The sequence below is a fragment of the Massilia sp. TSP1-1-2 genome (genome assembly GCF_049896185.1).
Taxonomy (GTDB): domain Bacteria; phylum Pseudomonadota; class Gammaproteobacteria; order Burkholderiales; family Burkholderiaceae_D; genus Telluria_A.
On the sequence record NZ_JAFCTU010000009.1, the window covers coordinates 59,633 to 74,686 of the forward strand.

At 62.8% G+C, this 15,054-nt stretch carries 8 protein-coding genes; 3 read left to right on the forward strand and 5 right to left on the reverse strand.

Annotation, left to right across the window (positions count from 1 at the left end; all coding sequences use genetic code 11):
* The first annotated feature begins 104 nt into the window (after nt 1–104).
* Complete coding sequence (gene uvrA / locus ACP7BV_RS09910; protein WP_426103645.1) at nt 105–2,948, forward strand: excinuclease ABC subunit UvrA; 2,844 nt, start codon at nt 105–107, stop codon at nt 2,946–2,948.
* 318 nt (nt 2,949–3,266) lie between these two features.
* Here the strand turns inward: uvrA and ACP7BV_RS09915 are convergent, their stop codons facing one another.
* The 3 genes from ACP7BV_RS09915 to ACP7BV_RS09925 form a co-directional block, all read right to left on the reverse strand.
* Complete coding sequence (locus tag ACP7BV_RS09915; RefSeq protein ID WP_426103646.1) at nt 3,267–3,821, reverse strand: hypothetical protein; 555 nt, start codon at nt 3,819–3,821, stop codon at nt 3,267–3,269.
* Nucleotides 3,822–3,959: 138 nt separating this feature from the next.
* The gene (locus ACP7BV_RS09920) at nt 3,960–7,031 is read right to left on the reverse strand and encodes a TonB-dependent receptor (RefSeq protein ID WP_426103647.1); all 3,072 of its coding nucleotides are present in this window, start codon (nt 7,029–7,031) and stop codon (nt 3,960–3,962) included.
* Between the two features lie 322 nt (nt 7,032–7,353).
* Nucleotides 7,354–9,219: a phosphoenolpyruvate carboxykinase (GTP) gene (locus ACP7BV_RS09925; RefSeq protein ID WP_426103648.1), complete on the reverse strand. Its 1,866-nt coding sequence runs from the start codon at nt 9,217–9,219 to the stop codon at nt 7,354–7,356.
* A 329-nt stretch (nt 9,220–9,548) separates the two neighbouring features.
* Between ACP7BV_RS09925 and ACP7BV_RS09930 the strand changes: the two genes are divergently transcribed.
* Entirely contained in the window at nt 9,549–10,553 is a 1,005-nt protein-coding gene (locus ACP7BV_RS09930) for a D-2-hydroxyacid dehydrogenase family protein (protein ID WP_426103649.1), read from the forward strand.
* Between the two features lie 249 nt (nt 10,554–10,802).
* On the opposite strand, the gene ACP7BV_RS09935 is transcribed toward ACP7BV_RS09930, so the two are convergent.
* A complete protein-coding gene (locus ACP7BV_RS09935) occupies nt 10,803–11,570 on the reverse strand; it encodes an L-asparaginase (RefSeq protein ID WP_426103650.1) in 768 nt (255 codons plus the stop codon).
* Between the two features lie 146 nt (nt 11,571–11,716).
* Here ACP7BV_RS09935 and ACP7BV_RS09940 point away from each other — a divergent pair, with 146 nt between their 5' ends.
* Nucleotides 11,717–12,202, forward strand: a complete 486-nt coding sequence (locus ACP7BV_RS09940; protein WP_426103651.1) for an asparaginase domain-containing protein — start codon at nt 11,717–11,719, stop codon at nt 12,200–12,202.
* Nucleotides 12,203–12,273: 71 nt separating this feature from the next.
* Here the strand turns inward: ACP7BV_RS09940 and ACP7BV_RS09945 are convergent, their stop codons facing one another.
* A complete protein-coding gene (locus ACP7BV_RS09945; protein WP_426103652.1) occupies nt 12,274–14,889 on the reverse strand; it encodes a PKD domain-containing protein in 2,616 nt (871 codons plus the stop codon).
* Nucleotides 14,890–15,054: the final 165 nt, after the last annotated feature.

Sequence of the window (15,054 nt, forward strand, 5' to 3'; positions counted from 1 at the left end):
ATCAGAACGCCTTTGCCGAACCCGCGAACATATCAATCGTGGCGGCCGGACGTCGCACCCGAATCACGGCTATAGTAGTAGCTGACCCGTTTAAGGCACATCACATGGAACAGATCCGCATCCGCGGCGCACGTACGCACAACCTCAAGAACATCAATCTCGACCTGCCGCGCAACAAGCTGATCGTGATCACCGGCCTGTCCGGCTCGGGCAAGTCATCGCTGGCGTTCGACACCTTGTATGCGGAAGGCCAGCGCCGCTATGTCGAGTCGCTGTCGGCCTATGCGCGCCAGTTCCTGCAGCTGATGGAAAAGCCCGACGTCGACCTGATCGAAGGCCTGTCGCCCGCCATTTCGATCGAGCAGAAAGCCACCTCGCACAACCCGCGCTCCACCGTCGGCACGGTTACGGAAATCCACGACTACCTGCGCCTGTTGTATGCGCGCGTGGGCACGCCCTACTGCATCAACCACCCCGAAAACGCGCTGGCCGCGCAAACCGTCTCGCAGATGGTCGACGCCGTGCTCGACATGCCGCTAGAGGCCAAGCTGATGATCCTCGCGCCCGTGGTGGCCAACCGCAAGGGCGAGCACGCCGACTTGTTCGAGGCGATGCAGGCGCACGGCTTTGTGCGCTTCCGGATCCAGAGCGGCACCAACGCGGCCAAGATCTACGAGATCGACGACCTGCCCAAGCTGAAAAAGACCGAAAAGCACACCATCGACGTGGTCATCGACCGCATCAAGGTCAACCCGGAAATCAAGCAGCGCGTGGCCGAGAGCTTCGAGACGGCGCTGCGCCTGGCCGACGGGCGCGCGGTGGTGCTGGACATGGAAAGCGCCGCCGAACATGTCTACTCGAACAAGTTCGCCTGCACCGCCTGCGGCTACTCGCTGCAGGAGCTTGAGCCGCGCCTGTTCTCGTTCAATAACCCGATGGGCGCCTGCCCCGACTGCGACGGCCTGGGCCACATCGAGTTTTTCGACCCGCGCCGCATCGTCGCCTTTCCCAACCTGTCGCTCGCTTCCGGCGCCGTCAAGGGCTGGGACCGGCGCAACCAGTTTTATTTCCAGATGCTGTCGAACCTGGCCGCATTCTATGAATTCGACATCGATACGCCATTCGACAAGCTCTCCGAAGACGCGCAAAAGGCGGTGCTGTACGGTTCCGGCAAAACCAGCATCCCGTTCACCTACGTCAACGAGCGTGGCCGCACCGTGATCCGCGAGCACACCTTCGAAGGCGTGATCACCAACCTGACGCGCCGCTACCGCGAGACCGACTCGATGGCGGTCAAGGAAGAACTATCGAAGTTCATCAACGAAAAGCAGTGTCCCGCGTGCGATGGCGCGCGCCTGCGCGTCGAGGCGCGCCATGTCAAGGTCGGCACCGGCAAGCAGCAGCGCGCCATTTATGAAGTGGCGCGCAAACCCTTGCGCGACTGCCTGGAGTTTTTTGAAAAGCTCACCCTCAAGGGCGCCAAAAAGGAGATCGCCGACCGCGTGGTCAAGGAGATCATCTCGCGCCTGAAGTTCCTCAACAACGTGGGCCTCGATTACCTCTCGCTTGACCGCAGCGCCGACACCTTGTCGGGCGGCGAAGCGCAGCGCATCCGCCTGGCTTCCCAGATCGGCTCGGGCCTGACGGGCGTGATGTACGTGCTTGACGAGCCGTCGATCGGCCTGCACCAGCGCGACAACGACCGCCTGATCGAAACGCTCAAGCACCTGCGCGACATCGGCAACAGCGTGCTGGTCGTCGAGCACGATGAAGACGCGATCCGCACCGCCGACTACATCGTCGACATGGGCATTGGCGCCGGCGTGCACGGCGGCGAAATCATCGCCGAAGGCACGCTGGCCCAGATTTTAAAGAACAAGAAGTCCTTGACCGCCAAGTACCTGAACGGCTCGCTCAAGATCGCGGTGCCCAAAAAGCGCCACGTGGCCGATCCGAACCGCCAGTTGCTGATCACTGGCGCCACCGGCAACAACCTGAAAAAAGTCACGCTCAAGCTGCCGGTAGGGCTGATGACGTGCGTGACGGGCGTGTCCGGTTCGGGCAAGTCGTCGCTGGTGAACGATACGCTGTACCCGGCCCTGTCGCGCCACCTGTACGGCTCGCAGACCGAACCGGCGCCGCATGATGCCATCAGCGGCCTGGAACACTTCGACAAGGTGATCTCGGTCGACCAGGCCCCGATCGGGCGCACGCCGCGCTCCAACCCGGCCACCTACACGGGCCTGTTCACGCCGATCCGCGATCTGTTTTCCGGCGTGCCATCGGCCAAGGAGCGCGGCTACAGCGCGGGGCGCTTCTCGTTCAACGTCAAGGGCGGGCGCTGCGAAGCGTGCCAGGGCGACGGCGTGATCAAGGTCGAGATGCACTTTTTGCCGGACGTGTACGTGCCGTGCGACGTCTGCCACGGCAAGCGCTACAACCGCGAAACGCTGGAAGTGCAGTACAAGGGCAAGAACATCACCGAAGTGCTGGGCATGACGGTGGAAGAGTCGCATGAATTCTTCAAGCCGGTGCCGGTCATCGCGCGCAAGCTGCAAACGCTGCTCGATGTGGGGCTCGGTTACATCAAGCTGGGGCAGAGCGCCACCACGCTGTCGGGCGGCGAGGCGCAGCGCGTCAAGCTGTCGCTCGAGCTGTCCAAGCGCGATACGGGGCGCACGCTGTACATCCTCGACGAGCCGACCACGGGCCTGCACTTTCACGACATCGATTTGCTGCTCAAGGTGATCCACCGCCTGCGCGACCAGGGCAATACGCTGGTCATCATCGAGCACAACCTCGATGTGATCAAGACGGCGGACTGGATTGTGGACCTGGGACCGGAAGGCGGCGCCGGCGGCGGGCAGATCATCGCCTTCGGCACGCCGGAAGACGTGGCGAACAATCCCGCCAGCGTGACCGGCAAGTATCTCGGCGCCCTGCTTTGAAATAGCATTCCCCTACATCGTCCTCGCGCACGAGGGTGTTGCAAAACACTTTAGGACCAACTGGCCACTAAAAAATCGCAACAATTGAGAACCAGAAACCCCAAACAACATCGTCCCCGCGTTCGCGAGGACGATGTAACTCTGCGGCACTGCTGCCCTTTCTGCTACAGCCTCGCACGCGAGGACGATGTAGTGGGTATTCTCGAGGTTAGCAACATCGAGCGGCCGCGCAATGTTCTGCAACACGCGCGTGTTGCAACACCCTCGCCCTCGGCAACCTTGCACGCACGACGATGCGGGCTTGATCTCCCCCCAACTTCAGCCACCCACGGTCCCCAGCGGCAACACCCGCTTGTCCGTCATCTTCCAGTTTCCCTTGTCGTCGAGCTTGACGGTAAAGCGCACCGGTATCGTCGGGTTGCCGATCTTGTCCTGCGGCCCGTATACATTGCCCTGCAAGGTTAAACTGTCCTCGTTGTAGCTGACCACCCGCTTGACATAGCGCACCGGACTGTCGAACTCGATGACCGGCGACGACAGGCGCGGGTCGACGATATATTTGCCGCTGCTGATGGTCGCAACGGCCAGATGCGTCGCTTCGATCCCGGGCCCGCCGAAGCAGCCCAGGTCGCCGCTCCACAACACGGCGTATTTGGACAAGCGGCGCTCATCATCCTCGCCGGGCACCAGCGCCAGCACATCTTCCGCGCGCACCTTCACACCGGGACACGAAATGGCGTTCGCATAGCGCCGCACGGCGTCAGCGACGCCACGCTTGATTTCTTCGGCAGACTTGTCGGGGGCGGCGTGCGCGCCGGATGACAGCACCAGGGCTACCAGGAGGGAAAGGCGGACTGCCGCGGGTAGTTTCATTGCTTGTTTGATGGTTCAGGTCCCTCATCTTGCCATGAACCGGCTGCCAACAGGTACACGCTTTGTCACCGGCGCACGCGCGCGGCGAAAAAAAACCGCCGGCAAACGCCGGCGGTTTTTATCAAGCCAGGCCGCAGCTTAGAACTTGATGTTGTACTCGGCCGTCAGGCGCACCGAGCGTGGATCGGCATAGCTCGATACACGGCCGTAGCCGGCATTGACCACGTCGGTGGCCGAGTTGTAGGTCTCGTTGTAAGCCTGCACGGTCTGACGGTTGAAGAAGTTAAACACGTCCACCTTCAGCGCCAGTCCCTTGACCGCTTCCGGCATGTACGCAACGTTCACGTCGAGCCGGCGATCGATCGGCAGGCGGCCGAGCGAACCGCGCGGCGCCGGCTTGCCCGCGCAGTAGAAGTAGTTCGACTGGTAGGCGGTATCGGTCGGGTGGTTGCCGATGCAGCTGAGCGGACGGCCGCTGGCCAGCAGGAAGTTGCCGCCAACGGTCAGTTGCGGCGTCAGCTGGTAGAAACCAAAACCCTTAACCTGGTGCGTACGGTCGTTCGGCAGCAAGCCGTTCGAGTACTCGGCCAATTCGGCGCGGTCCCAGGTGGTGGTGGCGCCCGGGTTGTTCTGGCCATTGTCCGAACGGCTCTGGCCTTCGGTGTTGCCCTTGCTGCGCGACCAGGTGTAGTTGATCTTGCCATACCAGCCATTGCGCATCGGGTGCTCGGCAAACAGGTCGACCGCCGTGTAGTTGCGCTCCGCCTTCGGCAGGCCGATCATTTCCTTGGTCAGGTGGACCGGGGTGTAGACCTTGCCGGCCAGCGCAGGGTCGGCATCCTGGAAGTCGATCAGGAAGTCGTTGGCCACGCCGGGATTGAGGAATTTGCAGCCCGGTGCGCGAAATTTCGACGCGTTGACTTCAGGATGGACCGCCAGCCAGCGCGTGAAGATGCGCGGATCGCAGTTGTCGTCCAGCGTCTGGCGCAGCGTGCGGTAAGTAGCCTTGGCGCCGTAGTTGAGCGACGGCGAGTATGCCGCTTCAAAGCCGACCGTCATCTCGTCCTGGTAGTTGGGCTTCAAGCCCACTGCCGCCAGCGAGGTTTTATCCTTGGGCAGGTTGTACTCGTTATTGGCCGAGAACGGTGCTGCCAGCGCCACCAGGCCGGTCGGAGCGCCATTCGCGTCCAGGCCGGTGTAGGTGAAGGCCTGGGTGGTGTTGATCGAGCGGCTAGGCGCGCGCACCGAAATGCTGGTCGGCACTTGCAAGTAGTAGCGCCCGGCGGTGCCGAATACTTTGAGCGACGCGTCGCCGTGCACATCCCACGCAGCGCCCAGGCGCGGCGCGTACTGCTTCTTCATGTCCAGGAAGGTATCGCCTTCGCTGTTGATGTTCTTGTACTGCTCGTCGCGCAGGCCCAGCGAGATCAGCAAGTTCTTGCTGAACTGCCAGCGGTCTTCGATGAACTGCGAGGTCTGCTCGGAAGCGATCTTGGTGCCGCTGTTGAAAATGGTCTGGCTGACCCAGTAGCCGGCCGCAGCAACCGGGCTGGTGCCCACGGTGCGGATATTGATCGGGGTCGGACCCGAGCCCACCAGTGGCGCCGCACCAGCTTTTTCCTGGAACTGGTAGGTATAGGTACTACCGCCTGCACGGAAAAAACCGGCGACCGAATCGAGCTTGTTCTGGTCGCCGCCAACACGGATGGTATGGTCACCCATCTTGTATTCCAGATCCAGGCGCAGCGACTTGACGGTGTCATACGATCCGGCCGGCAGGATATTGCCGGCGATTGGCTGGTTGGTAATATAGGAGGTAAGCAGCGGTATGTAACGGGTTTTGAGGACGGACGACACTTGCGGAATCGCCGACGTCGGATTGTAGACGTCGTAGCCGTCATAGGTGTTGGTGTGCGGCGACGTCAGCTTGCCGCCTACTGCGGTGACAGTCAGCTTTTCGGTGATGTTGCCGACGTACTTGATCAGGTTGGTGCGCGACCCGACGCCCGTATTGTTGGCCGGATCGTTGACGTAGTGTTCGCCCGAATTGACCGCCGAGCCATGCATGCGCGTGGCGTAGTTGTAGCCGTAGTAGTAAGCGTCGCGCTCGGCCTTGTCATAGATGTGGGTAAATTCAAGGCGGTGGCTGTCGCTGATGTTCCAGTCGATCTTGGCCAGGGCGCGCGTGGCCTTGTCCTGCACGTCGCCCCAGCCCCATTTGCTGATGGCGTTCGGGGTTTCCGAACTGAGGCGCGCAACGCGCTCCTGGTCGGTCGTGTTCTGCTCGATCGCCACGAACATGAACAGCTTGTCCTTGATGATCGGGCCGCCCACGTAGGCGCCTTCGCGGTGGTCCTGGCGCGTGTTGTTTTCGCGGCGCTGCAAGATGGTGCCGTCGGTGCCCTTGTTGGAAGCCGTACCGGTATAGCCGTAGTACATGTCTTCGTACTTGTTGCGCAGCGCTTTAGGGGTGATGCTGGCCATTACGCCCGCTTCCCAGGTGTTGGTGCCGCTCTTGGTGGTAATGTTGACCACGCCACCGATGGAGCGGCCGAATTCCGCGCCGAAACCGCCGGTCAGGATCTGCGCCTGGGCGATCGCGCCAAACGGCAGCTCCGACGAACCGAGACCAGTCAGTGCATTGGTGACAGGAAAGCCGTTGATGTAGTACGAGTTTTCCGACGGGCCGCTGCCGCCGAAGCTGGAACCGAGGTAGCGGTAATCCGGGCGCGTGGTGTTCGGCGCCAGCTGGATGATGGCGTCCAGGCTAGGAGCGATCGGCAGGCGGGCCAATTCCTTGGCCGTGAAGTTGGAACCGTTGTTGGTGTTCGAGACGTCGATCCGGGTACGCAGGCCGCTGATCTTGACGGACTGAATCTTGCTGCCGAAGGACGCTTCGGCGCCCTGGCCGGCGATCACATCGACTTCGCTGGTATTGACAACCTTGTCGCCCTGAATGACCTCGACCTTGTAGCGGCCGACGGGCAGCGCCGTCACCTGATAGCGGCCCGAGGCGTCCGCGGTCACGCGGCGCTGCAAGTTGGTGTCGAGGTTGCGCACCAGGACCGAAGCGCCGCCGACGGTAGCGTCGCCGAAGATGGTGCCCGATGCGTTCGACTGCGCCATGGCAGGGTTGAACACACCCGCGGTCAGGGCGGCGCCCATGAAGGCCACGGTCAGCGCGTGCGCCAGGATTGTTTTCTTGAACATGCAAACTCCGGAAAAAAGAAATGGTAGCCCTCGCCAGCGCCGGGTGGGCGCCTCGGCAGGGCCGCGATCATCGCACTGGGATGCATGCCGCCGGTCGCATCGACTTGAGGTGGCATCGCAGTGCCGTTATCTGAGCATTTCTCGCTTGCAACTGTCAATACGGATTTACTATTTCCGCCTGTTGTGACACATTCATGACATCTTTTTGTTCCAATAACAACAGTCTGGACATTTGAACAGTGTGGAAGCACGTAGATGGCGGCGCCGCCAGGCAAAAAAACGGCGCGTCAACGACGCGCCGTGTCAAAGAGCTGCCGGACGCTTATGACGCCAGCCGCTTTTCGAGTTCAGCCTTGGTAGCCACCAGTTCTTGTGGCAGGTGGTAGGCAAGCTTCTCAAACAACTCCGTGTGCAGCTTGAGTTCTTCGGTCCAGGCGTTCTTGTCGATCGAGGTGATCGTGTCAAACTGCTGCTGGGTGAAATCGAGACCGTCCCAGTTCAGGTCGGTAAAGTTGGGGGTGGTGCCGAACACGTTCTCGCTGCCGCCGGCGGTGCCTTCGATCCGCTCGAGCATCCACTTGAGCACGCGCATATTGTCGCCAAAGCCAGGCCAGACGAACTTGCCCGCTTCATCGGTGCGGAACCAGTTGACGCAGTAGATTTTCGGCAGCGCTGCAGGATTTTGCGCGCCGATTTTCTCGCCCATGTTCAGCCAGTGCTGGAAATAGTCGGCCATGTTGTAGCCGATAAAAGGCAGCATCGCGAACGGATCGCGGCGCACAATGCCCATCTGGCCGGCAGCGGCAGCGGTGGTCTCGGAGCCCATGGTCGCGGCCATGTAGACGCCTTCAACCCAGTTGCGCGCTTCGGTTACCAGTGGCACGGTCGTGGAACGGCGTCCGCCAAAGATAAAGGCGGAAATCGGCACGCCGGCCGGGTCGTCCCAGGCCGGATCGATGACCGGGTTCTGGGTGGCGGCCACGGTAAAGCGCGCGTTCGGGTGCGACGCCTTGGTGCCGCCCTGGGCCGTCCAGTCCTTGCCCTGCCAGTCGACCAGGTGCGCTGGCGCTTCCTTGGTCAAGCCTTCCCACCACACGTCGCCGTCGTCGGTCAGCGCGACGTTGGTGAAGATGGTGTTCTCGTTCATCGACGCCATGCAGTTCGAATTGGTCTTGGTGTTGGTGCCGGGGGCCACGCCAAAGTAGCCCGCTTCCGGGTTGATCGCATACAGGCGCCCGTCCGCGCCCGGCTTGATCCAGGCGATGTCGTCGCCGATCGTGGTCACTTTCCAGCCATTGAAACTGGCGGGGGGAATCAGCATGGCGAAATTGGTCTTGCCGCAGGCCGATGGGAAGGCCGCCGCCACGTAGTGCTTTTTGCCTTCCGGCGACTCGACACCGAGGATCAGCATGTGTTCGGCCAGCCAGCCGGTGCCGCCGGCCTGGGCTTCCTGGAAGCCCATGTTGGAGGCGATGCGCAGCGCAAAGCATTTTTTGCCCAGCAGCGCGTTGCCGCCATAGCCGGAACCGTAGGACCAGATCTCACGCGTTTCCGGGTAATGCACGATGTATTTGGTCGGGTTGCACGGCCAGGCCACGTCTTTTTGCCCGGCGGCAAGCGGCGCGCCAACGGTGTGGATGGCGGGAACGAAGTCGCCCTCGGCGCCCAGCACGTCATAGACGGCCTTGCCCATGCGCGTCATGATGCGCATATTGACAGCGACATAAGGCGAATCGGACAGCTCGACGCCGATGTGGGCGATCGGCGAACCGAGCGGGCCCATCGAAAACGGCACCACGTACATGACGCGCCCGGCCATGCAGCCGTCAAACAGCGCATTGAGCGTGTTGCGCATTTCCGCCGGCGCCATCCAGTTGTTGGTGGGACCGGCCTGTTCCTTGGTTTCGGAGCAGATGAACGTACGGTCTTCCACGCGCGCCACGTCGGTCGGGTCCGAGCATGCCAGGTAGGAACCGGGACGCTTGGCGGGATTGAGTTTTTTCATGGTGCCGGCGGCAACCATCTCGGCGCACAGGCGATCGTACTCTTGTTGCGAGCCGTCGCACCAGTAGATGCTGGCCGGCTTGGTCAGGGCGGCTGTTTCGCTGACCCAGTTAAGCAGTTGCTGATGCTTGATGTAAGCTGGTGCGTTCAATGCTGCAACGCCACCCATGACGGGCTGATTCATAATACCTCCAATGCCAATAAGAATTCTTTTCTGGTTCCGGCACGGCAGGATCGTCGTCAGCTTGTGGCTTGCGCTCGGAAATCCATTCCAGGAGGATGGCTCGGCGGTACGGCGGTCATGTCGACATCTTGCCTTTATCGCAAGATTGATGGAACATTGTTGCTGGACTTGACAGGTCAAATCCTGATTTTGGGGCCGATTGTACACCTGCCAACAGCCGATTTGCAGCGAAATGTAGTAATAATAGTCGAGTATTGTAGTAGGCTATTCCGAATCTCCGAGATCCCGTTATTTACCTACGCATTTTTACCTAACTTCTACTAACTTCCATGAAAATAGCCATTATCGACGACTATCAAGACGTTGCGCTGCAACTAGCGTGCAGCCACTTGCTGGCCGGCCACGAGGTCAAGGTATTCACCAGTTCGACCCGCGGCGCGGGCCAGCTGGCGATCCGCCTGGCCCCGTTCGACGCGCTGGTGCTGATCCGCGAACGCACCGCGCTGCCACGCGCGCTGCTGGCCAAATTGCCCCGGCTCAAGCTCATTTCGCAGACCGGCAAAGTGGCTGGCCATATTGATGTTAGCGCCGCAACGGAGCACGGCATTGCGATTGCAGAAGGTGTCGGTTCGCCCGTGGCGCCGGCCGAACTGACATGGGCCTTGATCATGGCGGCCAGCCGCAAGATCGTCCCCTATGCCACCAACCTGAAAGATGGCTTGTGGCAGACGGCATCGATCAATCCGGCATTGAACGGCCTGGGCCGCGTGCTGCGCGGGCGCACGCTGGCCATCTGGGGCTACGGCAAGATCGGCAAGCTGGTTGCGGGCTTCGGCAAGGCGTTCGGCATGCACGTGCTGGTGTGGGGCGGCGACGCAAGCCGCGCTGCCGCCGTGGCCGACGGCTTTGAAGCGGCCGATTCGCGCCAGGCATTCTTCGAGCGGGCCGACGTGCTCACGCTGCACCTGCGCCTGGTCGACGCCACGCGCGGCATCGTCAGCGGCGCCGACCTGACGCGCATGAAGCCGGACGCGCTGTTCGTCAATACCAGCCGGGCCGAACTGGTGGCCGAAGGCGCGCTGGAAGCAGCCTTGCACGCGGGGCGGCCCGGCACTGCCGCCGTCGACGTGTTTCAGCGCGAGCCGCCGGGGGCGGACGCCGCGCTGCTGCGCATTCCGACCGTGCTGGCCACGCCGCATTTGGGGTATGTGGAGCAGGATAGTTATGAACTGTATTTCCGGGCCGCGTTCGAGAACATCGTCAATTTCGCGGCGGGAAAGCCGAGCAATATCCTCAATCCGGCGGCGCTGTCGACGCCGCGCCAGGACTTGTAGTCCCGAGCGAAGCAGCATCCGCCACGCGCACACAGCTGTTGCAAGAAGGGTTGGCGCGCGCGTTCGGAAAGGGCTGTCGCATTCCAGTTCCTGCGCAGCCATCCAAGGTGGGGAACAAGGTAGGGCGGAAAAGCGTTAGGCCTCGGCGCCCTCCCCTTTTCCGCCAACGCATGCGTCACGTTGGCTCGTGCATGGCGCAAAGCGCTGACGCCTTTGCGCGGCCACGATGTAGTGACCTGTCAGCAGCCGCTAATCCGATGTGGCGCGCAGCTTCGGTTCGCCGGTGATGCTGATCGGCGGCGCCGGCAGTACGTGGGTGCGCGTCCACAGGCCCGCCCAGCCCGGCGGCCAGCCAATGTCGGGCCCCGCGTAGGGCGGCAAGCCGGCCCGCACGGCGATCACCGGCACCGGCGGCGTCTCGCGCAGCGGACCGCCGGTAGACTTTTCCATGTCCAGGCTGTACATATACCCGGGCAGCAAGGCATCGCACACCGCTGCGAACCAGGCCGTGTGATCTTCGTCGCGCCCCAGCGCCTGGGCCAGCCCCTGCGGATCGAATTTGGCCAGCGCATGGACCAGCTCGGCCGTGGTGGCGCCCGGCAAATCGCCCCAGCCCATCACCGGATTGACGTTGTAATCGGCGCCCGAGCCATACCAGCCTTCGCGCCAGGGCCGCTGCATCCAGTCGCGCTTGCCGGTAAACAAGTGCCAGCGCCAGTGCAGCCCGGACGGCTTGGGCCAGGAGTACAGGTACAGCTTTTGGTAGCCGGCCTGGTGCAGCGCGCGCACCATCTGCATCAGGCGCGCGTGCGGCATGCGCTCGGGCGGGGCGCGCCGGAAGCGGATCGCTTCGCCGTCGGCATGCTGCACGTCGTCGGTGGAGAGATTCAAATCGAGCGTGCGCGCTTCGCTGCCAAAGCGCGCCGAGATCCAGCCGGTCAGCAAGTTGACGTGCGTGATAACGCCGTAGCCGCGGTGGCGGTGAAAAATAACGGTTCCGGGAGCAAGGGCTTTCATGGGATCGGAGGGCAAAAAGTCAGTGTAGCGATGCGCAAGCCAAGGATTCTAGCGCAGTCGCAAAGGGCGGTGCGCACCTTGTGGTTTTCGACAGGGGCCAGGCGACACGGTATCATGAAGCTCTTTCCTCTTCACCATCGCACACCATGAGCTTGCGCATCATCGCCACCGGCGGCACCTTCGACAAACATTACAACGAACTGAACGGCACACTGGGTTTCGCCCACAGCCACCTGCCCGAGGTGCTGGCGCGCTGCCGCATGACCATTCCCGTCCAGCTGGAAGTGCTGCCGCTGCTCGACTCGCTGGACATGCAGGATGCCGATCGCGAGCGCGTGCTCGCCGCGTGCACCGCAGCGCTTGAGACCGCGATCGTCATCGTGCACGGCACCGACACCATGAAGGAGACCGCCGCCGTGCTCGGCGCGGCGGCGCCCGCAAAGACGATCGTGCTGACCGGCGCCATGATTCCGTATGCCATCGCCAATTCGGATGCCATGTTCAACCTTGGCTTTGCCAGCGCCGCCGCGCAAATCCTGCCGGCGGGCGTGTACATTGCCATGAACGGGCAAGTGTTCGCCTGGGACAACGTCACCAAGAACCGCAGCGCCGGCGTGTTCCAGCCGCTCTGACAAGGCAAAAAAAAAGCCGGCCACTTTTGAGGTGGCCGGCTTTACCTTTCCAGTTTGCAGCTGACGCTACCTTAGCGCGCGATCACGAAGTATTTTGCACTGACTGCGTTTTGCGCTCTGGAGCCGGTCTGCACCACCGCCACGTGGCCACCGCTGGCGCCGTGGAACACCTGCAAGCCGTAGCTTTGCTCGCTGTTAATCAGCGGCAGGGCCAGGTCGCTGTCGGGGAACAGCAAGGCGCCCGTAAAGCGCTTGTAGGATGGCTCGTAGCCGAGCGCGCTGCTGACGACCACCAGCGCCTCCTGCGCAGCAACCGAATGGCTCATCGAGACGATGCCGCCGGTCACGCTCAGCTTGCCGGCGTACAGCAGCGTGTCTGCGCGGAAATAGTTGCCGCCTGACGTGAACAGGATACTGCTGTCGTCGGACAGGAACAGCGGCGTCGACATCGCATACGTGCCGTGGTACGGCGAATCGCCCGCCTTGATCAGCTTGCCGCTCGCGCCATCGACGTCGAAATACGTGACCTTGGCCGACGACAAGCCTTGCGAGAGCAGATAGCCGCGCTGGCGCGTTTCGGAAAACGTTCCGTACTGGGTGCCGTAAAAGGTGCCATTGCCGTACGGCACATCAATATTCAGGTTGGCGCCGGTATAGCCGTTAAAGCCCCACAGTTCCGGATCGACCCACTGGCCGCCGGTCTGCCCGATCAGGTAGACCCGCCCGGCGTTGGTGACAAAGGCATCGGTCTGGGAACCGCTCGTGGCAAAGGTCTGGACAATGGCGGCCGTCTCCAGGTTGACCAGGCTCAGCGCGCCTTCGTACAGCACTGCCGCCAGCTTGCCGTCGGCGCTCACCTGCATCGCCTTGGCCATGGCGGGCAGCACCACGCTGGTTTTTACGCCCGTGTACGGATCAATGATGCGCAGCGACTTGCCGCCTTTTTCCGTCATGACCAGCTTGTCGAGCCCTTTGCTCTGGCGCACGATATCGGGCACGAAGTCCAGCGTGACGGCGCTGGCGATGCCGGCCAGGGCGCGCAACTGCACGTACGCAATGCTCGAACTCTTGCCATCGCTGACCGTGACCGAAGCGACGTACGTGCCCGGCAGGTCGGGCGTAAACGACAGGGCGGCAGCGGCTGGCGCGGCGATGGCGGCGGCCGAACCGGCGGGACGGGCGTCGATCGCCCAGGCGTAGCTCAGGCTGTCGCCGTTTTCATCGTAGCTCAGCGCGGCCGAGGCACGGGCGGGCGCGCCCGTCAAGACCGTCATGCGGCTCTTGTCGATCACGGCCACCGGCGCGTAATTGCCCACTTCCAGCGTGACCGTCTGCTCCGAAAATGCGCCGGACGGATCGGTCACGCGCAACAGGACCACGTAGTTGCCCGACACATCGGGCGTGATCTCGACCGTTGGCGTGCTGCCGGACGACAGGACCGCCGTGCTGGCGGACGGCTGGCTGGCCATGCTCCACGCGTAGCTCAGGGCGTCGCCGTCGGCGTCCACGCTGGCCGTGCCGCGCAGCGTGGTGAGCGTCTTGAGGGGCAGGCGCATGGTCGGCCCGGTCGGCAGTGCCAGCGGGGTGGCGGTGCCGGTGATGGCAGCGCTTGGACGCTGATTTTTTACAGAAATGGTGGTGGTATAGGTGCTGGCGGCCCCGGCCGTATCGGTGGCAATCAGCTTGACGACATACTCGCCCAGCACGTCGGGCGTGACCTGGCTGATGGCGCCGCTCGCTGCGCTGACCGTGGCCAGGCTGCCTGCGGGTTTACTGACCATGCTCCAGGCGTAGCTCAGGCTGGTGCCTTCGGGATCGGCGCTAGTGGCGCCGTCGAGCGAGACGGTGTAGCCGGTGGCGGCCGACAGGGTGCTCGCGCCGGACGCGCCCGGCTCGTTGCTGACCGAAGCCAGTACGACGGTTTGCGGGGCGCGGTTGCTGGCCTGGAATACGTAGATGGTGTCGCTGTAAGCGCCCTTGGGGTCGGCGCCGCGCGCGGCCACCTTGTACTGGCCGGGGGCATCGAGCACGAAGCGGCCCGTCGCGCCGGCCACAGTGAGCGCGGCGCTGCTGGCGGCCGGCTTTTCAAGCATGGTCCAGGTGGTGGTGACCACGTCGCCGTCGGCGTCGGTGCTGCCGCCGGCGTCGAGCACGACGGCCGCGCCAACATTGAGTACCTGGGCCGGCTTGGTGGTGCTCGCGCCGGTATAGCTTGCGGTGACGACGATGTTGGCAACCGGAGGCGCATTCGGCTTGATCTGGATGCGCGCGCTTTTGGTGGCGTAGGCGCCCCTGGCATCGGTCACGCGCAGGTCAAATACATAGCTGCCGGCAACATCGGGCTTGACGTTCCGGGCCCCGGCGCTGCTCGAGGCGAGCACCAGCGTGCTGCCGGCCGGCTTGGCGCTGATCGACCAGCGGAAGCTCAGGGCGTCGCCGTCAGGATCGGTGCTGGTAAGCCCGTTCAGGTTGATATTGCTGCCCGCGATCGCGCTGACATCGGCGCCGATTACCGCGCTCGACTCGAACACGCCCGACAGCAGCACGGTCGGCGCGGGCGCCGCGTTGGCGGCGGGCCGCGCGGCCGGTGCCGGCGCGCTGTCGCCGCCGCATCCCGACAGCACGGCCATGGCAAGAGCGGCGCCGCTCGCCAGTCGCCCGAAGGCGCTCATACGGAAATATTTCATATTTTTTAACGTAGAGAAATGGATAAGGCGTGGATCATACCTTGCCAATTGTTCAACAAAACTGCTTATTTATTGCTTTTGATCAAATAGATGCGCCATGCCTTGAAAGCCGACATTCTTCAGGCCGAAAAAAAGCCGGCCATCGCGAGATGGCCGGCTTTTAGC

What these genes read in the sequence shown, in the direction of transcription:
- ACP7BV_RS09925 (WP_426103648.1), bottom strand. Translation starts at nt 9,219, where the DNA reads ATGAATCAGCCCGTCATGGGTGGCGTTGCAGCATTGAACGCACCAGCT.
- ACP7BV_RS09920 (WP_426103647.1), bottom strand. Translation starts at nt 7,031, where the DNA reads ATGTTCAAGAAAACAATCCTGGCGCACGCGCTGACCGTGGCCTTCATG.
- ACP7BV_RS09935 (WP_426103650.1), bottom strand. Translation starts at nt 11,570, where the DNA reads ATGAAAGCCCTTGCTCCCGGAACCGTTATTTTTCACCGCCACCGCGGC.
- ACP7BV_RS09930 (WP_426103649.1), top strand. Translation starts at nt 9,549, where the DNA reads ATGAAAATAGCCATTATCGACGACTATCAAGACGTTGCGCTGCAACTA.
- uvrA (WP_426103645.1), top strand. Translation starts at nt 105, where the DNA reads ATGGAACAGATCCGCATCCGCGGCGCACGTACGCACAACCTCAAGAAC.
- ACP7BV_RS09915 (WP_426103646.1), bottom strand. Translation starts at nt 3,821, where the DNA reads ATGAAACTACCCGCGGCAGTCCGCCTTTCCCTCCTGGTAGCCCTGGTG.
- ACP7BV_RS09940 (WP_426103651.1), top strand. Translation starts at nt 11,717, where the DNA reads ATGAGCTTGCGCATCATCGCCACCGGCGGCACCTTCGACAAACATTAC.
- ACP7BV_RS09945 (WP_426103652.1), bottom strand. Translation starts at nt 14,889, where the DNA reads ATGAAATATTTCCGTATGAGCGCCTTCGGGCGACTGGCGAGCGGCGCC.